The sequence below is a fragment of the Ruegeria sp. CDSC068 genome (genome assembly GCF_059610545.1).
The window spans coordinates 778,843-799,177 of record NZ_JBXWNV010000001.1 but is presented as its reverse complement, the minus strand read 5'-3'; the positions used below and the strand labels follow the sequence as shown (position 1 = coordinate 799,177).

Below are 20,335 nucleotides of genomic sequence, written 5' to 3'. Positions count from 1 at the left end.
GTCGTTTGGCCAAGCCTAGGTTGCGGAATCCAAACTTTCAAAGTGTTTTTGGATATTTAGCTGGCGCGGTTTCTCATGATCCGGCCCAGTGATGCCGATCTGTGCAAAACCGCCCCGTTAAAGGGGGAAACTTTCGGAAATCTCCTCACATCTGCGGATCGGGGCCTTCATACCCCGCGCAGGGGTTGACAAGCGGAGTGTCTGAATGAAACGTCAAAGGCGTTGGGAGACTTTTAAATTTCAGATGCTTGACCCGTTGCAAGACGGGTTCGCTTGCCGTACCGGCAGGGTCCCTGGATGGGGGCCGCTGAACTGTCTCTCATCCACAATAAGAGTTGGGAGTTCTCAAAAATGAAAAATAGCAGCAAGCTTAGCCTGGGCGCGGTCGTTACCGCAGCTCTTATGGCTCCGGCCGCTTATGCAGAAGAGTTTATCACCATTGGTACCGGCGGTGTGACCGGCGTGTACTATCCGACTGGTGGCGCGATCTGCCGTCTGGTGAACAAAGGCCGTAAAGAGCACGGCGTGCGTTGCTCGGTCGAGTCGACCGGTGGTTCGGTCTACAACATCAACACCATTCGCGAAGGCGAACTGGAGTTTGGTGTTGCCCAGTCCGACTGGCAGTACCACGCCTATAACGGCAGCTCGAAATTCGAAGAGGCTGGCCCCTTCGAAAACCTGCGCGCCGTCTTCTCGGTACACCCCGAACCGTTCACCGTTGTTGCACGTGCCGATTCCGGCATCACCAACTTCGAGGACCTGAAGGGCAAGCGCGTCAACATCGGTAACCCCGGTTCCGGTCAGCGCGGCACGATGGAAGTCCTGCTGGGCGAAATGGGTTGGACCACCGACGATTTCGAACTGGCGACCGAGCTGAAAGCGGCTGAACAGTCGGCGGCTCTGTGTGACAACCAGATCGACGCGATGGTTTACACCGTTGGTCACCCGTCGGGCTCGATCCAGGAAGCGACTACAGCCTGTGACTCGGTTCTGGTGAACGTCAGCGGCGACGCCGTCAGCAAGCTGGTTGACGACAACTCGTTCTACCGTACCGCAACAATCCCCGGTGGCATGTACCGTGGTTCGGATGGCGACACCTCGACCTTTGGTGTGGGCGCGACGTTTGTGACCTCGGCAGACGTGTCAGATGACGCGGTTTATGCCGTTGTCAGCTCGGTCTTCGAGAACTTCGACGATTTCAAAAAGCTGCACCCTGCATTTGCCAACCTCAAGCCCGAAGAGATGATTGCAGACGGCCTGTCGGCTCCGCTGCATCCGGGTGCCGAGAAGTACTACAAAGAAAAAGGCTGGGTTCAGTAAACCAGACCTAAAGCAGGGTGCCCAACGGGCGCCCTGCGACCCAAACCCGAACAAATCGGGTGGATCAGAAGGCCAAAAATGGCCGCGACGGGGAGACATTTCATGAGTTCCGACACACAATCCAATCGTCCGCTATCCGAAGAAGAGCTACAGGATCTTGTGGCCTCATCCGATGCGGGTGGACGTAATCCGGTCGGTAATGTCGGGATATTCCTGGCCGTGGTAGCCGCGATCTGGTCGATCTTTCAGGTCGTCCTGGCCTCGCCACTTGCGAACTATGTGCTGCCCGGCAGCGTTGTGAACAACGCGCGGCAGTTTCACCTGGCCTTTGCGTTGTTTCTGGCCTTTGCAGCCTATCCGGCGCTGAAATCAAGCCCGCGCAACTATATCCCGGTTCAGGATTGGATCATGGGGCTGCTGGGCGCGTTTGTCGCGCTGTATGGCTATTTCTTTTACAACAAGATCGTCGATGCAGGCGGTCTTGCGGATGACACCGACAAATGGGTCGCCCTGGTTGGTCTGCTGTTGTTGTTCGAGGCCGCGCGTCGTGCGCTTGGCCCCGCAATGGCGATCATTGCGACGATCTTTCTGGTATATGTGTTTTTCGGATCCTCTGATTGGGTTCCCGAGGTTATTCGCTGGAAAGGCGCAAGCCTGAAAAAGGCGATGAGCCATATGTGGATCACGTCCGAGGGCGTGTTTGGCATCGCGCTTGGGGTTTCGACCAAATTCGTTTTCCTGTTCGTTCTGTTCGGGGCCTTGCTGGATAAGGCCGGGGCAGGGAACTACTTTATCAAGATGGCTTTCGGTGCCTTGGGGCACCTGCGTGGTGGTCCTGCCAAGGCGGCCGTCGTGGGTTCGGCCGCGACCGGCCTGATCTCGGGTTCGTCCATCGCCAATGTTGTGACAACGGGTACATTCACCATACCGCTGATGAAGCGTGTTGGGTTCAGCAGCGAACAAGCCGGATCGGTCGAGGTTGCCTCATCCGTGAACGGGCAAATCATGCCCCCGGTGATGGGGGCCGCGGCCTTCCTGATGGTCGAATATGTGGGCATCTCATATGTCGAGGTGATCACCCACGCCTTCCTGCCTGCCGCGATTTCCTACATCGCGCTGGTCTACATCGTGCACCTTGAGGCCGTGAAGCGGAACATGCCCACGCTGGGCGACCGCGACGTAAAGCTGGCGCGCACAGTTGTCGGTATGTTGTCCTTCTTCCTGGTCTTTGCCGGGCTGTGCTACGGTTCTCAATTCCCGGTCGAAGCGGTGACAAACTGGGTGCCGTCATCGGCTGGGCTGGTCCTCAGCCTGATCATCTGTGCCATCTATGTGGCACTGCTGTATCTGGCCGCTCAGGTGCCGGATCTTGAGCCGGACGATCCAAACGCCAAGGAAGTGACCTTGCCGATCATTGCCGACATCTACAAAGCTGGGCTGCACTACCTGTTGCCGATTATCGTGCTGGTCTACTTCTTGATGATCGAGCAGAAGTCACCGGGTCTGTCGGCTTTCTGGGCCACGACGCTGCTCTTCGTGATCCTGCTGACGCAGAAGCCGCTCAAGGCGATATTCCGCGGGCAAAGCAACGTCTACAACACGTTCATTGATGGTGTCGCTGACCTTTGGCAGGGCATGATCGACGGCGCGCGGAACATGATTGGTATCGCGCTGGCAACGGCAACAGCCGGCGTCATCGTGGGCACTGTGACGCTGACTGGTGTCGGACAAGTGATGGCCGACCTGGTTGAGTTCCTGTCAGGCGGCAACCTAATCCTGATGCTGATTATGGTCGGCCTGCTGAGCCTGATCCTGGGCATGGGCCTGCCGACCACCGCAAACTATATTGTGGTCAGTTCGCTGATGGCTGGTGTGGTTGTTGAGCTGGGTGCGCAAAGCGGACTTATCGTTCCGTTGATCGCAGTGCACCTGTTCGTCTTTTACTTTGGGATCATGGCTGACGTGACCCCGCCGGTTGGATTGGCGAGCTTTGCGGCCGCTGCAGTATCCGGTGGTGACGCAATCAAAACCGGTTTCATTGCGTTCTTTTACAGCCTGCGCACCGTGGCCTTGCCGTTCGTGTTCATCTTCAACACGGACCTGCTGCTGATCGATGTGACGTGGGTCGAAGGCATAACCGTGGCGATATTTGCGACAATCGCCATCCTCGTCTTCACAGCCGGCACAATGGGGTACTTCCTGACCCGCAGCCGCATCTATGAAAGCATCGCGCTGATCCTTGTGGCGTTCGCGCTGTTCAGGCCCGACTTCTTCATGAACCGCATCGCGCCGCCGTTTACCTCGGTCGAGCCTGCTGCGTTTGTGGAGACCATCGGCGAAACACCTCCGGGTACCGAGGTGCGCATGGTCATCAGCGGGCCAGACTTTGACACGCTTGAGATGACGGACACGACGGTTGTTGTTCCCGTTGGCAGCGAAGAGGGCGGGCAAGCGCGTGTCGACGCGATGGGCTTGCTGCTGCTTGAAGAAGACGGGTTGGTCAAACTCGAAGAGCCATTGTTCGGGACACCTGTCGCGGATGACTTGGATATCTTCGACTACTACGGGGATGAGGCAGTGCGCCTGACCTCGGTCAGCTTGCCCGCCAGTCAGCCACCGAAACAGTTGATCTACATTCCGGCAATGCTCTTGCTGGGACTGATCGCTTTCCTTCAGCGCGGCCGCGCCGCCAGACAAGAGGTGACCGCATGACAAACGCTGTTCTCTGCGCCGTCGATATCAGCAACGGCGATCTTGATACGCATGTCCTGAAGAAAGCTGCGAAGCTGGCCGATCAGGAAGGTGCTCAACTGGATGTGGTGACGGTCCTGCCGGATTTCGGAGAAAGCTGGGTGTCCGGCTTTTTCGAAAGTGATTTTCACGACAAGGCGCTGGAAGAGGCGCACACCAAACTGGCCGAGATGTGTGTGTCCACACTGGGGGCAGATCGGAATGAAAAGATCCGCCACGTGGTCGCGACGGGTACTGCCTATCAGGAAATCCTGAAAACTGCGGACAGTGCTGGTAGCGATCTGATCGTGATCGGTGCGCACAAACCCGACTTGAAAGATTATCTGCTGGGCCCGAATGCTGCACGGGTCGTGCGGCATTCAGACGTCTCTGTCTACGTGGTGCGCTAAGAAAATTGGGCGGATCAGTACCCTGTCATCTCAAGATATCCCCGTCCGGAATGGCTACCGCTGATCTGGACGGGACCTTCCCAGTATTCAAACCGGGTGGCCATCCACGCGTTGGGTGTCAGCGCTGATACCTCGACGTCCAAATCCCGGTCAGGCAATGTGACGCGCCATCTGACAGGTACGTCGCGGCCAGCAACGGGCGCGGTCGTCAGCGGCTCGAACGCGACCGAACCATCGGGGATCGCAGTCGTCGTACCATCGGCGGCGATCCACGTTGCCGCGGTGAAATCACCTCGGTCGCCGCGTAACCGAAAAGCCATCATCTTGTCGCCATTGTCAAAGCTGAGCGAGAACCAATCCCAGCCGCTTTGATCTGCGGCCAAAGGTTGTGATGACCATTCGCGGTCCAGCCAGCCTTGTCCGTTGACCGCCACGTCGCCATCTGGCAGCCGCAAAACGCCTTGTACCTCGTAAAACGGCTGGGAATAGTAATAGCTGGCTTGCCCGTCGCCGGATTTCACCGAATATCCGTCCTCGCCGTGAAAAACGAACGGCCCGTTGGCTTCGAGCTTTAGGTCATAGCCGAAATCCGCACCGTTCGCAGAGAGGCTGACCGCGTTTGGGTCTGACCCGCGCATGTGCCATTCGTCGATCCAAGCCTCGAATGGCGCTGCCGTAACCCCTGCCTGACCGATGCCGCCGCGCGACAGACGCTCCGCGAAATAGTGTTTGTCGGGCGTGGTCACCGCAGCATGGCCCATCCATATCTGTGGGCTTTGCCATCCCTTGACCTCATGCGGTTTCAGTGCCGACCGAAACAGGGTCCACTGGATACCGTAATCGCGCCCGTCTTCACCTTTCAGGTTTGCTGTCAGATACCACCACTCGATCCGGTAGTCCGGGTGGGGGCCATGATCCTGCGGGAATTGAAACGCATACTCCGGCTGGGGCACAGTGAACCCTTCAGCCGAACCGCCCATGCCTGCGTATCCCTGTGCGCGGGCAATGCCCGGCACGGCCAGCAGCAAGACGATCAGCCAGATCCTAACGTTCATTGGCAAACACCTTCAGTAGATCCGCAGGCGGCAGGCGCAGCAAACGGGCGGCAGGCAGGGCCGCGGCAACGGTTGCCGCAAGCAGGGTCAAACCCAACAGATAAACCCAGTCGACAGGGAACAGGTACATCGGCAGCCTCCAGCCAAACGCCTCTACGTTGATGACAGTCAGCAAGGTCCACGCCAAAGCCAACCCCAGCGGCAGAGCCAGCAAGGCGGTCAAAGCGGCCAGCAGCACGCTGCGCAAAAGTTCAAGCCGGGCCAGTTCTGCACGTGTCAGCCCGAGCGCCCAGACGGGCGCAATTTGCGGCAGGCGCTGCGTCCACAACGTCAGCAGGCTGGTCAGAATGGCGAACCCTGCAACCCCTAGCGTCAGGATGTTCAAGGCCGAGGTAACAACGAAGGTCTTTTCGAACACCTGCATGGATTGCGCCTTCATTGCAGCTTGCTGGACGACTGCTCGGCGGGGCAGGTCGAACTGCTCGCGCAAGGCCTGGGCCAGATCCGTGGCCCGATAAGGCGCGACACGAATGCCAAATCGGCGCGCCTCAGCGCCGGGCGCGATCTGATCAAGTTGGGCCATAGAAACGATGGCCTGACCGGTTGGGTTGCCATAGTCCGAATAGACACCTGCGATGGTCATCGTGTCGGCGGGTGTGATGGCCAAAGAGTCGCCAGGCCAAAGGTTTTCCCGGCGGGCAAGTTGTTCGTTGATCAGCACAGCGGTTCCGTCGTGGACCCGGTCCCAAACACGTTCCGAGGTGCTGATAAGCGGCCATTTCTCACGATAAGTCTGATCGTCGATGATACCATAGAGAAACAGAGGCCCCGACGATTTCGCCAGTTCAACGCTTCGGATCGGCAAGATGGCATCTACCTGCGGGTTCAGCCATTCCGCGATGTCCTTACCCTGCTGATCGGTGGCAGCGGTGACGTAGAGCTCGGATGTAAGGCGCTGGTCCAGCCAGCCGGTAAAGGTCAACCGAAAGCTGGAAACCATCGTGCCTACGCCGATATTCGCGGCAAGCGCCAGCAACAGGGCCATCAGCGCCAAAGATAAGCCCGGCAGTTGGGCGCGCATGTCCGACCAGACCCATTGGGCTATTGGCCCTTTCGCTGAACGCTGAAACAGGATCAAGACGCGCGACAAGGCATAGGGCAATACTAACGCAGACCCGACCAGCAACCCGGCGACCATGACGAAACCGGCCTCCAACCCTCCGAACAACAGCAGGGCTAGGATGCCCCCGACAATAGCGGCGACACCAGCAAGGGCGACGACCCAGCTACCCGAAGCTGTGCTACGCCAGGCCTGCAAGCCTGCGCCGCTTAGGATCGGCATTCGCGACAGGCGATACAAGGCGTGTCCGCTGGCCAGAAAAGTGCCAACCAAAGCCATCGCCAACCCGGACAGTGCCCATTGTGGTTGCAATGAGATCTGGCCGCTGACAGGTGCGCCGTAAAGTCCACGCAAACTTGCAGCCACATCCGGCAACAGCGCGCCTGCGAGGAAAAAGCCAAGCACCAAACCGAGTACTCCGCCGACAATCGCCAGCACGGAAAGCTCAGCCATGATCAGCCAAACCAGCCGCCGCATCGAAACGCCCAAAGCGCGCAGGGTCCGGATCATGCCGCGCCGCTGGGCAAAGGCCAGGCCCACGGTTCCGTGCACGATGAACAGACCCACCGCAAAGGACAGCAGGCCAAAGGCGGACAGGTTCAGGTGAAAACTGTCGGTCAGTTGTGCGGTATCCAGTTGTTCCTGTGCCGGGACCCGCTCCAGTTCGGGGGCAATAGTCGACAGCGGTGGAATTGAACCGGGCTGATCCGGTAAAATGATCAGGTGCGAAATCTCTCCCGGCTTCTTCAGCAACGTCTCGGCAACACCGATGTCGGTCAGGATCAGATCGGGCGGTAAGGCATCGCTGATCAGGATCGGAGGCAAACCGGTCTGGCCGGCCAATAGCGGCTCCAAAACCGGGGTCGTCAGCAGTCGCCCCGGCGCGGTCAACATATCGGCAGGGTTGGGTGGCGTGCCGCTTTGTTCCATCTGCGTGACGGCGGGCAGGGCGGGATAGGCCACCATATCAACGCCAAGGACCCGTAATGTCTGACCCTGAACCCGCAATGGGCCTTCCAGTACCGCAGCAACCTGCCAGCCCGCGCGCCTCAGCTCGACGTAACGCGACAGTGGGATTGGACCGACGGGGTTGTGCAATTCGTCAAACCGACCTAGCGCCAGTTGATCAGCGGCCCGTTCATAGCTGGCGCGGGCTTCGGCATTGATGGCCTGCACCGCCGACCAAAGACCGGTCGCAAGGGCCAGGCCGATCAGCAGGGTCGCCAGTTGCAGCCGGTGTGCCCGCCAATGAGAGGCCAGCGCCTGAATGACGGTCAGCGTCATGCGATAAGCCCGCCAGACAGATGCACACGCCGATCCAAACGGGCCGCAATCTCGTGCGAATGGGTGACCAAAAGCAGCGCGGCCCCGGTATCCGCAACAAGAGCCAACATGAGGTCAAGAACGGTGGCGCTGGCTGTTTCGTCCAGGTTTCCCGTAGGTTCATCCGCCAGTAGCAATTTGGGCCGGGCGGCCATGGCACGACCGATGGCAACGCGCTGTTGTTGCCCGCCCGACAGGTTCTCGGGATATCGATCAAGCAGATCGGAAAGGCCCAGCCGCTGGGCCAGATGGGCGCACCAATCGGGGTCGTGGCATCCGGCCAACCGGGCATGAAACGACAGGTTTTGACCTGCTGTCAAAGATGGGATCAGGTTAAATTGTTGAAACACCAGCGACAAGGACGTGCGGCGCAGGGCGGCCCGGCCCGGATCATCCAGTTGCGACAGGGCTACGCCGCCCAGTGTGATTTCCCCGCTGTCCACAGTGTCCAATGCAGCAGCAAGGTTCAGCAGGGTGCTTTTACCGCTGCCGCTTTCGCCGGTCAGGGCTAGCGTTTGGCCGCGATCCAGCGACAATGACACGTCGCGCAGGACCGGTCGACCACCGGGATAGGATTTTTGAACCTTGTCAAATGTCACAAGCATGTTCGCCCTCATTTTTACAAGGATTTGCAACAGTTTCGCCAACTGTCCAGCGTTGACGCGCCATAGGTTCCTTTCGCCGCACTATGAACATGGGTGATCGGGTTGTCTCAGCCGGAAGTGCAGGTCATTGTGAGGCGATCTGTCGTCGGTACAATTCAGGATGCGAAAACATGACCTTGTCACAGCAGATCCTTTGGGGCAGCACGTTTCTCGGGCTTTGCTTTCTGGTCGAAATCTTTCTTCTGACTCTGTGCACGCTGGCCATCAACAGGCTGATCGAGCGTTGGGAAGCCAGAGGCGCCATTTTGGCAACGGCCGGTCCAATTGCAACCGCGCTTGCCTTTATTGTCGCGACCCACACCATTCAGGTCTGGATTTGGGCCATCGTCTGGGTTTTCGGCGATGTATTGCCCGACTGGAATACGGCGCTTTATTTCTCGCTGGTCTCATTCACAACGCTTGGCTACGGCGACATCGTCTTGGGTGAAGATCTGCGGATCTTCGGTACTTTTGCTGCAGTTACAGGCCTGTTGGCCTTTGGGTTGTCCACGGCCTACATGGTCGCCCTTATGACCCGGGTGTTTCAGGAAAGGTTCATGGCTTAAAGGATGGGTGAGAATAATCGCGCCAGCGGAGCGCCGAGGCGTATGTGCACGGGTTGCTGTTCCAGATAGCGCGTCAGCTCATAGCTTTTGGCAAAGTCTTTTTGCAGCATCGCATCGACGGCGGCTGTGGTCTGGGGATCAAAGAACAAGGCCATTGCCTCGAAATTCAACCGAAATGATCGATTGTCCAGATTGGTCGTGCCTACTGCGGCCAGTGAGTCATCCACAACGAAGACCTTTTGATGCATGAAGCCGTCTGTGTAACGCAAGACTTGTGCACCACAGGCGCGAACTTCATCAAAATAGGCAAAAGCTGCCAGCCACGGCAGGCGGTGATCAATGACATCAGGAACAAGAATGCGCACATCGACACCGCGCAATGCTGCGTGTTTCAAGGCGGTCATGATATCGATGTCGGGTACGAAATACGGCGATGCGATCCAGATTCGTTTCTTCGCCTCAGTGATCGCGGCGAAGAACATCATTGACCCGGTTTCGGTTTCATCGCCCGGGCCTGTTGCGACCAGCAATGCGTTGATATCCTGATCCGCCTCGGACCCGGCCCAATCCAACTGGTCGATCAGATCTTCTTCATGCGCCCAATGCCAGTCTTCGATAAAGATCAACTGCAATTGCCGGACAATGTGACCGGTCAACCTGACATGGGTGTCGCGCCAATGTCCGAAATGCGGGTCCTGGCCCAAATACTCGACCCCGATGTTGTGACCACCGATGAATCCCGTTTCGCCATCGATAACAACGGTTTTGCGGTGGTTGCGGTAGTTCAACTGGAAACGGAATTTTGGTCCGCGTTGTTCATGCGGATCCGAAACGGCGATACCGGCCTCGCGCATCTCTTCGATGTAGTCCTTGGGTAGGGCGTAACTGCCGACGGCATCCATCATGAACCGGACGCTGACACCGCGTTTGGCTGCTTCGATCAGCTTGTCTTTCAGTTTCTGACCCAACGCATCGGCGCGTACGATGTAGAACTGGATCAGAACGTAAGTTTTGGCAGCATCAATCGCCTCAAAAATCGCATCAAAGGTGGCCTGCCCATCCACCAATAGCTCTGCCCCGTTGCCGCGCGACACTGGCATATGCGCCAGCGCCTCGAACGGTTTGGGGTTGATAAGCAATTTGTCGGCGTCGGGCGTTGAGTAGTCGGCGAAGGTCTTGATCCCCTGAACCACACGCTGGCTTTCCTTGCGCGCGATACGGTAGCCCCGAAATCTATGGTGTCCCAAAAACAGGTAAAGCGGTACGCCAAACATCGGGGCCGAGATCAGAAAGACCACCCAACCGACCGCGCCCTGAGGTGTCCGCGCGGTTTGGGCCGCGCGGACAGAAAAGAAAACTGCTGTTGTGTAAAGCGCAAAGACGAAGGCGGAAACAAGCAGTGTCCACATGGGGTTATCGGGCTCCGTGGTGGTTCAATTCGCCCCAGTGTAGATGCGCGACCAGTCTTGCGCCATATCTACAATCACCCAACCCATGTCTGGCCCTTTGTCCAGTCCATCGACCAGTTTGCCGATTGGGCTTTCCCGGTCATAGGCCCATTCACGTTCTGCATCGGTATGGTGAATCAAAACACCCAACCGTGGCCCATCGCCTGCGGTGGTCCATTCCAACATGGCAAAATCGCCGTCCGAATTTCCCCCGGCCAGAATCGGGCGTCTACCGATCGTCCGCTCAATGTTGATCGGTTTGCCTTCTTTGTCGTCCACAAAAGCGATGCCATCGGCCTTGGTGATAACCGGTTCGCCTTCCGCGCTGTCATAAATGGTGTCCATGTATGTACCCAGAACCTGTTCGGGCGGAATGCCATAGGCGTCTTCGGCGAAGACGCGCATAAAGTGCACCCCACCGCCTGAGACGATGTAGGTCTTGAACCCTTCGTCTCGCAGATACCGCAGTAACTCGACCATCGGCTGATAGGTCATCTGGTCATAGGGCAGTTCGGTTTCCGGGTGCCGGGCGGTTTCCAGCCAGTCGGCGACGGCGCTTTGGAACTCGTTGACCGTGACGCCGGAATGAGAGGCATTCAACACCTCGATCAAGGCATCATGACCACCTTCCGCGACCGTCTTCAGATCGCCTGTCGCAGCGGCCTGCAAAACGGGCGTAGTCAGGATCGAAGGGTCATCCTTAGCCATCTGAGCCAGCCGATCCATAGCAAAGATCAATTGAAAATACACAGGTTGTTCGGCCCAAAGCGTGCCGTCATTGTCGAAAACGGCGATCCTTTCTGCTGGCGTCACATATTCAGGGCGCTGCGGGTCGGTCACGGCGGCGACAAATTCGATAATGCGGTCCCGCGAATCCGATTCCGCCCAAGAGGGCAGCGGGTCCGCTGACGCGGTGAAATTTCCGAAACTGTTCAGAGCGACTGCCACAGCAAGAGCAGAGAGTGTTCGTGTCATGGTTCGTTACCTTTGACGCATCTTGCGGCAATAAAAATGCTGCAAACAAATCAAAAAAACCCGCAGTGCCAGATGGGTACTGCGGGTTCTGGTTTTTCGGTTTTACTTCGAGCCAACCTGACTGAAGATCTTGTCCTTGGCATCGCCAATCGTAAAGCTACCGGGCTTCTGCCGCGGTGGGAACTCTTCGAAAGTATCAAGGAACTGGCCTACATATTCAGCCGCTGGCAACAGCAGGTAGACTCGGTCAATGTACCAGTCCCAATAGGTGTTCGAGGTGATATTGGCCCGCTCGTAGGGATCGCGGCGCAGGTTGAACAGCAATGGAATGCGCAGTTCGGTCCAGGGTTCGGCCCAGGCGCGCAGAGTCTGCGGATAGCGGTGCTCGAGGAACACGGCCTTCCAATCGTCATAGCGCAGCGCAGTCAAATCACCATCATCCGAGAAGTAGAAAATCTCGTGCCGTGGGCCTTCTTCGGCCTCACCGGTCAGGTATGGCAGGAAATTGTATCCATCGAGATGCACTTTGTAGTCTCGTCCGCCGCCCACTTCGGCAACGGTGATCCCTTCCAGAAGTTGCTCCTTGATGTCCGGATTTCCGGCGACCGCCAGATAAGTTGGCAACCAATCCATGTGATGCATGATTTCATTGCTGACCGAACCGGCCTCAATGTTACCGGGCCAACGTACCATGGATGGCACGCGCCACCCACCTTCGTAGTTGGTGTTCTTTTCACCCCGGAACGGCGTCATGGCCGCATCTGGCCAAGTGTTCATATGAGGGCCATTGTCGGTGGAATAATGAACGATGGTATTGTCTGCGATCCCCAGTTCATCCAGCAGAGCAAGGAATTGACCGATGTGCATGTCATGCTCGATCATACCCGCTTGGTACTCGTCCATATGCTTGCCGGCAATTTCGTCAGCCTTTGTACGCATTTCGTCTTTGACATGCGTACGGAAATGCATCCGAGTGCCCGACCACCAGACAAACCACGGTACGCCTTCTTCGGTTTTGCGCGTGATGAAGTCGAGCGCGGCCGCAACTGTTTCGTCATCCACGGTTTCCATCCGCTTTTTGGTAAGCGGGCCGGTGTCTTCGATCATGCCATCGGAACTGGATTTGATGACCCCACGCGGACCGAACCGCTCGCGGAATTCAGCGTTTTGGGGATAGTCTTCGTTCTCGGGCTCTTCCTCTGCATTCAAGTGATAGAGATTGCCGAAAAACTCATCGAAACCATGATTGGTCGGAAGCATTTCGTCCCGATCGCCCAGGTGGTTTTTACCAAATTGACCTGTTGCATAGCCGTGAGCTTTCAGGAGACCGGCAATGGTCGGGTCCTCGACCTGCATACCTTCTTTTGCACCCGGCAGACCGACCTTTGACAGGCCCGTGCGGAATACCGATTGGCCCATGATATAAGATGATCGACCGGCGGTGCAGGATTGCTCACCATAATAGTCGGTGAATATCATGCCCTCATTCGCGACGCGGTCGATGTTCGGCGTTTGGTATCCCATCAGGCCCATCGTATAGGCCGAGATATTGGATTGTCCGATGTCGTCGCCCCAGATCACAAGAATATTGGGCTTTTGATCCTGGGCCCAGGCGGGCAGGGCCAGCGCAACCGCGACAGTAGCTACGGCGAATTTGCGCAATGTGCCGCGCCAACTATCTGTAATCAATAGGGGTGGTGACATGGTCTACTCCTGAATTGGCCGGATCTTAATGATCCGTTGATCTAAAAGTAATTGATGGCGGCGATTATCTTTTCCGCCAACAACGTATTGATTCCCGGTAGGAAAAATTCACATTACGTCGAGAATCGAATAGCCTTACCTTAGGCTATGACAATGCTCGGAAACCTATCATATGATGAGATTGATGAATACTAATGTTTGAAAATCCACGTGACCGACAGATGCTGCTTGCCTCAGGGTGGTTCGGGGCGCGAGGCGCAAGCTTTCAATCGGATTTACTTGCATGCGGGGTCGCAAAATCCTTCGATGAGGGTGAGGCGCTGTATAACTACGGAGATCCCGCCAACGGAGTCTTTGCGGTTCTAGAGGGTTCCGTTCAAATCACTGCACCTGCGGATGATGGACAGGACTTCGTTGTCCACAGACAGGGTGGCGGGTTCTGGATCGGTGATCTTGCGTTGTTAGCCGAGTCCAACCGACTGGTAAGTGTTGTTGCGACACAGAAAACGCGAGCATTGTTTTTTCCGTCTCGGCGGCTGGACCGACTTGTTCGTGACAACCCCGAATATGTTCGTGATTTCTATGCTTTATCGCATGAGAACATGCAAACTGCGCTGCGCATCATGGCAAATTTGGCAGTGACCGGGGCGGAAAAACGGTTGGTTCTGCGCCTTTTGCACCTGGATGAAGGGGCCTCAAAATCCGATGGGTGGATCGTCGTGTCACAGGATGAACTGGCCGAAATGGTGGCCGTGTCGTTGCCTACGCTACACCGTAAATTGCACAACTTGGTAGAGCTGGGATTGATCGAGCTTGGGTATGGCCGCGTACGGCTTAAGGATAGGCGCAAGTTGATCGCTGCCTGCCAGTGCTGACCCTACGGATTAAGCGGCGGTAGCTGGTTCCGAGCGCGGTGTTCCGTCTGTTTCATAACCTTGAGTTCGGACAATGCCGCTGCCCAAGCCTCGGGTTTTGAGCCGGTGCGGGATGAGTATCTTGCGGCCCCGATCCTAGCCAGTTGCTCTTCCAGGCCAATTGCCATGTCGGGGGTATCGCTGCGCAGTTTCCACAACTCCAAGGCAGAATAAGACTTTGATAAATCACGCGTTTGCAAGGCTTTAGTCAACGCATACAGCGCATAGTCAGAGGATCTTTGGTATTTGTCGTGCCGCGCCTGTTTCAAACTTGTGACACGCGGACCAAGGAACCGCGCCAGAGCCCACAGAACCAGCGTCAACGCGGCCGACAAGGCAAGCAACCTGAAAATCGTATCCGCATCCGGTGGCTGCCACTTCGGTGGAGCAAGCGTTAGATCAACCGCGTCGACATCAATTTTCTCAACCTGATTGGTGTCCAGATTGTACCACCGGATCGTGATAGGCTGCAGTTGGGTCTGGCCACCTTGTTGCGCAAGATAGACGATCTCATCAACGCGCTGGCCAGACAGAACACCCCGGTCTTCACTTTCGGTAATACGTGGCTCTTTCGGATAGGCGCTCAGAAGCGGGTCCTGCATGCCGGGGATCAATTCAGGCACCAGAAGGGGCGTCGTGCCGGCAATTTTGGCAGTCAGGCGTCGAGTGATGGCACCCCCGTTTTCCATTTCGGTTGATCCGTCGATCTGCTGGTCGACCGTGAACCCCGTGGCCAGGATCAGCGGGTCCAGATCGCGAGCGCCCTCTGGTACAACGGCGTTCAAGGCCATTTCGGGCAAGGGAACACTGACCGTCGTTGGAGCATTCGTTTCGGGATCGGCAAAGGTCACCACAACCTCTTGCTTGCCGAATTCAATCGGCCCAGCCTGAAGCGGATACAGACGGTAGCTGCGTTGAACACCGGACCAGGTCTCGCCATCCACAGTTTCGCTGATTGGGCCGGAAGCACGCTCAGGCAGGCGAACAAGCATGTTTTCTTGTTCGAGCGACGGAAACACCGGCGGGGACGGCATGAATGTGGGGACAAGTACCTTTATCCGTACGATTGCCGGTTGCCCGACAGTAACCGGATCGGTAGGTGCCTCGGCTGTGACCTGCGGTTGAACACCTGTCTGCGCCCCCAGTTGTATCGGGAAAAACAGCATGAGGAATATGAGGTATCTCATTGCTTCTGCTCCTGACTTTCCAACAGGAATCGATTTCGCAGAAAGTCCTGCATATCTGTGTCGATCGTGCTGATCCACTGATCGGCAGACATAGCCTGCGCACCTTCGGTCGGGGCCTGAATGGTCGTGTCCTCGCCGCGCCCGGCTTCATTGTCAAAGACTGTGTCATCGGCCCCGATGCCCGCTTCTTCGCCTGTGTCCGACTGCTCCCGGGTTGTTTCAACGAAGTCGAGGATGGCTTTGGAAACTTCCAGGTTGTGCTGCGCTTCGGACCAGTCTGGTCGACGCTCCAAAGCTGTTTCAAACGCTGCTATGGCCGGCCTGTACTCGCGGTTTCGAATGCGCGCCATTCCCTCGGAAAAGGCAGCCTCGGGTGTGTCCAGTTCGGCAAAGACTGCCGCGGCTTCGGGGTACTGACCTGCTTTCAGCTGTGCATACCCCCTGTGATATGGGTCTCCAAACAGCTCTGCCGCCTGAACGTAGCGTTTCTGGTTCATCGCAATCTGTCCCTGTTGATCCGGGGTCAGGAACCAATCTCGCCAACCATCGGCTTTTGCGGGTCCTGATGGAGCCGCAAAAATCACTGCCAGCAACAACAAACGGATCACCCAACCGCGCCGGAACCAAAGCAACGACAAAAACGCGGCGGGCCAGGCCAACATCCACCCTCTGTCCTGCCAGTCCAATCGATCATCGTCGTCCAGCGCCGCAGTGTAAGCGGATTGAATTTGACGCTCTAAGCGATTGATATCACGTTCATCGTTAGAGAATGGAACAACCGTCGCGGTCCTCAGATCACTTAACTGAGCGATGTTTTGACCGTTCGGCAGCATTGTCAGAAAAAACACGGGCACGGTTGTGTTCTCAAAAGCAGAGAGTTGAGACGGGTCCAGATCGTCCAGAACAAACAAAACTGCGCCGGGTGTATCACTGTCGTTCAGGATCGTTTCGGCGAGGGTCAGTGCGTCTGCGGCTGCATCCCCTTGTTTTGGCATGACTGCTGGCGCGAGGCCCTCCAAAAGCGGGCGCAGGATGTTGGCGTCTTCGGTCAGGGGAGCAACGCTGTGTGGGGTTCCGGCGTAGGCAATCAACGCCGTCTGTGCTCCGACACGTGCATTGATAAGATCAGTCACTTTGAACTTGGCCCGATCCAGCCGGGATGGTGGCAGGTCCGGGTCCTTCATACTGTCCGTGACCTTCAGTGCTATTACCAGCGGTGCCGTGTCCGCGACCAAAGGGTTCGGGGCCCGTGACCATGTCGGTCCGGCCGCGGCTAAGGTGACAAAGATTGCTGCGATCATCGCGACGTCTATCGGGTACACACGCTTCTTGTTTTCTGCCCCCAGGGTCAGGGCGGCGGCAAGGTGCGGCGCGATGCCGGTTATGGATTGGGAGTGCGAATTGGGTTTGGGCCGCATCACCCACCAGAGTATCGCAATAGGGATGAGGAACAGCAGCCAAGAGGCTCGCAAGAAATGGAAATCCGCCAACGCGTCGCTCATGCTGCACCTCGGCGCCGCTGGATTACAAGTTGACCGGTCATAGTGACGAGCATTGTCAGCAATGCCAACGCAAGCGGGTAATGTGCAAGGCTTTCACGTGGTCTATAGCTTTGTGTTTCCACGACGCGGGGATTGAGTTCGTCAATGCGTGCGTATGTGTCAGCCAATGCCTCTTCGTCGTCTGCAAAAAAGTATTCGCCGCCCGTACGGTCTGCAATGTCCTTCAAGGCATCCAGATCCACCCGGTCCTCGCCCGAGGCGTCTGGATCACCAACGCCGATCGTGTAGATGACGACGCCTTTCTCGGCCGCGATTGCTGCGGCGTTTACCGGCGTCATGCGGCTGGACGTATCCGCCCCGTCGCTTAAAACGATCATCAGGCGCTGGTCGACCTCGCTGGAGTCAAAGGTGCGTATGCCCAGACCAATTGCATCCCCCAACGCGGTATTGGGACCGGCCATGCCAACTTGAGTTTGATCCAGGAACCCATTCAAACTGTTCAGATCTTCGGTGAAAGGGGCTTGAACAAAGGCCCGAGTACCAAAGATGATCAAAGCCATCCGGTCGCCTTGGCGTTCGGCAATAAATTGACGCAGCACATCCTTAACCGCGGCCAGTCGTTGCTTTGGAGCGCCGTCCGTTGTTGTGAAGTCCCGCTGGTCCATTGATCCTGAAATGTCCAAGGCAAGCACCACGTCGCGCGCCGACTTTTCGATAACCAATGGTTCACCAAGTTTTTCGGGGCGGGCCATGGCTGCTACCAAAAGAAGCCAGATCAATGCGATTGTGGCGGCCTGAAACCGTGCTCGGCGGGGAATGACGGATCCTGACTTGGGTTCAACTCCAGCGGCCTGTGCGACATGGCGAAAGAATGGGATGCGGATCGAGCTGCTTTTTTCGCGATACGGTGGGGCAAGCCGATACACTAAAAATGGCAACGGGAGCAGGAGGAAAACCCAAGGCGCGGCAAAGGAGAACATCAGGCTGTCCTTTCCCGCTTATGGGATTTGATCCAATTTCGCGCGAGGATTTCCAGATCAGGATCGGCTTTTGCATCTCTGTATGGTGCTTCCACAAGTTGGCGGCCAGCGCCATCAGTAAAGGTAACATTATCAGAGGTTTGGTTTAGGAAGTTGGTCCATTCTTTTCCATGCAATGCAGCGACTTTCCGACGTGGATACGCGACCAGAGCCGTGCGGCGGAGTATTTCGGCTATCTTTGCAGCGTTGTTGTCTGACGCGGCCAATTCGATCAACGCTTCACGTCGGTATGCATTAAACTGTCGGTGGCGAAGAAAGGCATAAACGCCAAGGATGATAAGCCCAGCAAGGATTAAGGCCAAAATACTCCACCCCCAGGTTTGGGGCACCATGGAAATAGGCTCGGGCACCGGGGCAGGTTCCAGCATGTCCAGCAGGTCAACCAGTGATTTGCCTTCGACATCGACGCTCATCTTCGGCCTCCGGGATGACCAAATAGCTTGAGCAACTGGTCGAGCGTCGGCTCCGCCGTGGTCAGCGGTACTACGGGAAATCCATAGCGGCGCGACCACGTCTGTAGCTGGGCAAGTCGATCTTCCAGCGCTGTTCTTATTCGGTGCGACAAGTCGGGGTCCGAGCTGTCGAGTTCAATCTGACGGTCGCCATCGGACACCGTAAGCCGAAGGTTCGGGGCAAGTTCGCGAGAGCTGGGGTCGGAAATATTGAACAATATCAGATCATTCGAGGCAGAAAGTCTGCTAAGTAGTTTCTCTGACACCTCATTCAGCCCATCGAAATCGGAAAAGACGCACACCAAAGTATTGGTATGCGCGATCCGCGCGGCCTGCTTCAGCACATCATTCAACGCCACGGTTGGCTCATCCCGCAACGTTGCGCGTAGGTTTGAATTCAGCGCGCCCACCGATGACAGGAACCGTGTCAGGGCAGCGGGTCGCCGTTGGGGTCGGTGTTCGGCCACATCGGAATCGCCAAAGACGATCCCACCGACCCGGTCGCCTTGCCCTAGCACCCGGTGCGCAGCGATCGCCGCGGCTTCGGCCGCGATGACCGATTTCATGTAGACTTGCGTGCCGAAAAACATCGAAACACGCTGGTCCACAAGCAAAAGGGCGGGGCGGTCGCGTTCCTCGGTATAGACCCTAACATGGGGTTCTCCGGTGCGCGCGGTCACTTTCCAGTCGATGGTACGGATGTCATCGCCGGGCAAGTAGTTTCGCAGTTCTTCAAAGTTCAGACCGCGCCCGCGCAAGCGTGAGGCATGCCGGCCGTTTAGGATCGAACGGGCAGGTTGGCGGGGCAGCAGGCTGATCGCGCGGGACTTTGGACCCAGCTTTAACAGGTGGTCCGCATCAACGTGTATGCGTGGGTCGTCGGGATATGCGGCGGTCTGGGACACGCGGCGTTCCTTTGGTTTCAGGGCAGCGCAACAAGCTGCAGGATTTCCGAAATCACATCATCCGCAGATTTGGCGCTGCCTTGAGCCTCAAAGCTCAGGGTGATGCGGTGGCGGAATACATCATGTGCGATGGCGCGAATATCGGCGGGGTCGACATAGTCGCGTTGGTTCATCCAGGCATGCGCGCGACCGCATTTGTCCAAAGCCAACGAGGCGCGTGGGCTGGCACCGATGTCGATCCAGCTGGCCAGCTCATCGCTCAACGCGCCGGGCGTTCGCGTGGCCTGCACCAGATCGGCCATGTAGCGGTCCATTGCGTCGGATACGTGGATCTGACCGATTTCAGAACGCGCGGCGAATACGGCGTCCTGCGGGATTGTCGGCGGCGCTTCATTGGTTGCGCCTTTACCCGCCGCGATTTCCTCGCCCCGAACCAGACGGATCACCTCAACCTCATCCTCAACCGGGGGGTAAGTGATTTGAACATGCATCAGGAACCGGTCCATTTGCGCTTCGGGCAATGGATAGGTGCCTTCCTGTTCAATCGGGTTCTGGGTTGCCATCACAATAAACAGCGGTTCCATTTTATGCGTGGTTCCCGAGACGGTTACTTGCCGTTCTTCCATCGCTTCAAGCAACGCAGCCTGAACTTTGGCGGGAGCGCGGTTGATCTCGTCCGCGAGAACGATATTGGCGAAGATAGGGCCTGGCTCGAACCGGAATGTTCCACCGTCATCGGTCTGCTGAAACACCTCGGTCCCCGTGACGTCCGATGGTAGCAGATCCGGAGTGAACTGAATCCGGCTGAAACGCGCGTCTAGATTGCGGGCCATTGCCTTGACCGCGCGGGTCTTGGCCAGACCGGGAAGCCCTTCGATCAGCAAGTTTCCGTTGGCCAACATCCCGATCAGCAGGCGGTCGATCACGTCAGTCTGTCCGATAATGGATTGTCCCATTCGGGCTTTGAGATCATTTATCTGATTAAGTGCATTCATTTGGTGGGTCCAATCGACGTCAATTTTCCAAACTGACTTTGTGAT

17 protein-coding genes are annotated in these 20,335 nt (G+C 57.0%); 5 read left to right on the top strand and 12 right to left on the bottom strand.

What is annotated here, in order from left to right:
- The first annotated feature begins 351 nt into the window (after positions 1–351).
- The 3 genes from AC2FID_RS03860 (at position 352) to AC2FID_RS03850 (ending at position 4,460) form a co-directional block, all read left to right on the top strand.
- On the top strand, positions 352–1,320 hold the full coding sequence (locus AC2FID_RS03860; protein ID WP_058271718.1) for a TAXI family TRAP transporter solute-binding subunit: 969 nt from the start codon (positions 352–354) through the stop codon (positions 1,318–1,320).
- A gap of 102 nt (positions 1,321–1,422) precedes the next feature.
- The gene (locus AC2FID_RS03855) at positions 1,423–4,032 is read left to right on the top strand and encodes a TRAP transporter permease (protein WP_282151271.1); all 2,610 of its coding nucleotides are present in this window, start codon (positions 1,423–1,425) and stop codon (positions 4,030–4,032) included.
- Complete coding sequence (locus AC2FID_RS03850; RefSeq protein ID WP_058271716.1) at positions 4,029–4,460, top strand: universal stress protein; 432 nt, start codon at positions 4,029–4,031, stop codon at positions 4,458–4,460. Before AC2FID_RS03855 ends, AC2FID_RS03850 begins: the two co-directional genes overlap by 4 nt.
- Before the next feature lie 14 nt (positions 4,461–4,474).
- Here the strand turns inward: AC2FID_RS03850 and AC2FID_RS03845 are convergent, their stop codons facing one another.
- The 3 genes from AC2FID_RS03845 to AC2FID_RS03835 are packed head-to-tail and all read right to left on the bottom strand — an operon-like array spanning position 4,475 to position 8,563.
- Entirely contained in the window at positions 4,475–5,515 is a 1,041-nt protein-coding gene (locus AC2FID_RS03845) for a lipocalin-like domain-containing protein (protein WP_496835474.1), read from the bottom strand.
- Positions 5,505–7,919 carry an FtsX-like permease family protein gene (locus tag AC2FID_RS03840; protein WP_496835472.1) on the bottom strand — a complete coding sequence of 805 codons (2,415 nt, stop codon included), beginning with the start codon at positions 7,917–7,919 and terminating at the stop codon, positions 5,505–5,507. The genes AC2FID_RS03845 and AC2FID_RS03840 overlap by 11 nt, the downstream gene beginning before the upstream one ends.
- On the bottom strand, positions 7,916–8,563 hold the full coding sequence (locus AC2FID_RS03835) for an ABC transporter ATP-binding protein (protein ID WP_496835470.1): 648 nt from the start codon (positions 8,561–8,563) through the stop codon (positions 7,916–7,918). The genes AC2FID_RS03840 and AC2FID_RS03835 overlap by 4 nt, the downstream gene beginning before the upstream one ends.
- Before the next feature lie 170 nt (positions 8,564–8,733).
- On the opposite strand from AC2FID_RS03835, the gene AC2FID_RS03830 reads away from it, so the two are divergent.
- On the top strand, positions 8,734–9,168 hold the full coding sequence (locus AC2FID_RS03830; RefSeq protein WP_058278005.1) for an ion channel: 435 nt from the start codon (positions 8,734–8,736) through the stop codon (positions 9,166–9,168).
- Here AC2FID_RS03830 and cls read toward each other — a convergent pair.
- The 3 genes from cls to AC2FID_RS03815 form a co-directional block, all read right to left on the bottom strand.
- Positions 9,165–10,577: a cardiolipin synthase gene (cls, locus tag AC2FID_RS03825; protein ID WP_496835469.1), complete on the bottom strand. Its 1,413-nt coding sequence runs from the start codon at positions 10,575–10,577 to the stop codon at positions 9,165–9,167. The two genes, AC2FID_RS03830 and cls, sit on opposite strands and share 4 nt — an antisense overlap.
- 24 nt (positions 10,578–10,601) lie before the next feature.
- Positions 10,602–11,591 (bottom strand): HAD family hydrolase, encoded by a 990-nt coding sequence (locus AC2FID_RS03820; RefSeq protein ID WP_496835468.1) that lies wholly within the window; start codon positions 11,589–11,591, stop codon positions 10,602–10,604.
- Between the two features lie 102 nt (positions 11,592–11,693).
- On the bottom strand, positions 11,694–13,295 hold the full coding sequence (locus AC2FID_RS03815; protein WP_496754125.1) for an arylsulfatase: 1,602 nt from the start codon (positions 13,293–13,295) through the stop codon (positions 11,694–11,696).
- A 194-nt stretch (positions 13,296–13,489) separates the two neighbouring features.
- Between AC2FID_RS03815 and AC2FID_RS03810 the strand changes: the two genes are divergently transcribed.
- The gene (locus AC2FID_RS03810; RefSeq protein WP_058271709.1) at positions 13,490–14,170 is read left to right on the top strand and encodes a Crp/Fnr family transcriptional regulator; all 681 of its coding nucleotides are present in this window, start codon (positions 13,490–13,492) and stop codon (positions 14,168–14,170) included.
- Positions 14,171–14,172: 2 nt separating this feature from the next.
- Here the strand turns inward: AC2FID_RS03810 and AC2FID_RS03805 are convergent, their stop codons facing one another.
- Genes AC2FID_RS03805 through AC2FID_RS03780 form a run of 6 tightly spaced genes read right to left on the bottom strand, consistent with a single transcriptional unit; the run spans position 14,173 to position 20,290 of the window.
- The gene (locus tag AC2FID_RS03805) at positions 14,173–15,396 is read right to left on the bottom strand and encodes a hypothetical protein (protein WP_496835465.1); all 1,224 of its coding nucleotides are present in this window, start codon (positions 15,394–15,396) and stop codon (positions 14,173–14,175) included.
- Positions 15,393–16,898, bottom strand: a complete 1,506-nt coding sequence (locus tag AC2FID_RS03800; RefSeq protein WP_496835463.1) for a VWA domain-containing protein — start codon at positions 16,896–16,898, stop codon at positions 15,393–15,395. Before AC2FID_RS03800 ends, AC2FID_RS03805 begins: the two co-directional genes overlap by 4 nt.
- Complete coding sequence (locus AC2FID_RS03795; protein WP_282118385.1) at positions 16,895–17,878, bottom strand: VWA domain-containing protein; 984 nt, start codon at positions 17,876–17,878, stop codon at positions 16,895–16,897. Before AC2FID_RS03795 ends, AC2FID_RS03800 begins: the two co-directional genes overlap by 4 nt.
- Complete coding sequence (locus tag AC2FID_RS03790) at positions 17,878–18,351, bottom strand: DUF4381 domain-containing protein (protein WP_496835461.1); 474 nt, start codon at positions 18,349–18,351, stop codon at positions 17,878–17,880. Before AC2FID_RS03790 ends, AC2FID_RS03795 begins: the two co-directional genes overlap by 1 nt.
- The gene (locus tag AC2FID_RS03785) at positions 18,348–19,295 is read right to left on the bottom strand and encodes a DUF58 domain-containing protein (RefSeq protein ID WP_496835459.1); all 948 of its coding nucleotides are present in this window, start codon (positions 19,293–19,295) and stop codon (positions 18,348–18,350) included. The genes AC2FID_RS03790 and AC2FID_RS03785 overlap by 4 nt, the downstream gene beginning before the upstream one ends.
- 17 nt (positions 19,296–19,312) lie before the next feature.
- Complete coding sequence (locus tag AC2FID_RS03780; protein WP_496835458.1) at positions 19,313–20,290, bottom strand: AAA family ATPase; 978 nt, start codon at positions 20,288–20,290, stop codon at positions 19,313–19,315.
- Positions 20,291–20,335 lie beyond the last annotated feature (45 nt).

What these genes read in the sequence shown, in the direction of transcription:
- AC2FID_RS03860 (WP_058271718.1), top strand. Translation starts at nt 352, where the DNA reads ATGAAAAATAGCAGCAAGCTTAGCCTGGGCGCGGTCGTTACCGCAGCT.
- AC2FID_RS03855 (WP_282151271.1), top strand. Translation starts at nt 1,423, where the DNA reads ATGAGTTCCGACACACAATCCAATCGTCCGCTATCCGAAGAAGAGCTA.
- AC2FID_RS03850 (WP_058271716.1), top strand. Translation starts at nt 4,029, where the DNA reads ATGACAAACGCTGTTCTCTGCGCCGTCGATATCAGCAACGGCGATCTT.
- AC2FID_RS03845 (WP_496835474.1), bottom strand. Translation starts at nt 5,515, where the DNA reads ATGAACGTTAGGATCTGGCTGATCGTCTTGCTGCTGGCCGTGCCGGGC.
- AC2FID_RS03840 (WP_496835472.1), bottom strand. Translation starts at nt 7,919, where the DNA reads ATGACGCTGACCGTCATTCAGGCGCTGGCCTCTCATTGGCGGGCACAC.
- AC2FID_RS03835 (WP_496835470.1), bottom strand. Translation starts at nt 8,563, where the DNA reads ATGCTTGTGACATTTGACAAGGTTCAAAAATCCTATCCCGGTGGTCGA.
- AC2FID_RS03830 (WP_058278005.1), top strand. Translation starts at nt 8,734, where the DNA reads ATGACCTTGTCACAGCAGATCCTTTGGGGCAGCACGTTTCTCGGGCTT.
- cls (WP_496835469.1), bottom strand. Translation starts at nt 10,577, where the DNA reads ATGTGGACACTGCTTGTTTCCGCCTTCGTCTTTGCGCTTTACACAACA.
- AC2FID_RS03820 (WP_496835468.1), bottom strand. Translation starts at nt 11,591, where the DNA reads ATGACACGAACACTCTCTGCTCTTGCTGTGGCAGTCGCTCTGAACAGT.
- AC2FID_RS03815 (WP_496754125.1), bottom strand. Translation starts at nt 13,295, where the DNA reads ATGTCACCACCCCTATTGATTACAGATAGTTGGCGCGGCACATTGCGC.
- AC2FID_RS03810 (WP_058271709.1), top strand. Translation starts at nt 13,490, where the DNA reads ATGTTTGAAAATCCACGTGACCGACAGATGCTGCTTGCCTCAGGGTGG.
- AC2FID_RS03805 (WP_496835465.1), bottom strand. Translation starts at nt 15,396, where the DNA reads ATGAGATACCTCATATTCCTCATGCTGTTTTTCCCGATACAACTGGGG.
- AC2FID_RS03800 (WP_496835463.1), bottom strand. Translation starts at nt 16,898, where the DNA reads ATGAGCGACGCGTTGGCGGATTTCCATTTCTTGCGAGCCTCTTGGCTG.
- AC2FID_RS03795 (WP_282118385.1), bottom strand. Translation starts at nt 17,878, where the DNA reads ATGTTCTCCTTTGCCGCGCCTTGGGTTTTCCTCCTGCTCCCGTTGCCA.
- AC2FID_RS03790 (WP_496835461.1), bottom strand. Translation starts at nt 18,351, where the DNA reads ATGAGCGTCGATGTCGAAGGCAAATCACTGGTTGACCTGCTGGACATG.
- AC2FID_RS03780 (WP_496835458.1), bottom strand. Translation starts at nt 20,290, where the DNA reads ATGAATGCACTTAATCAGATAAATGATCTCAAAGCCCGAATGGGACAA.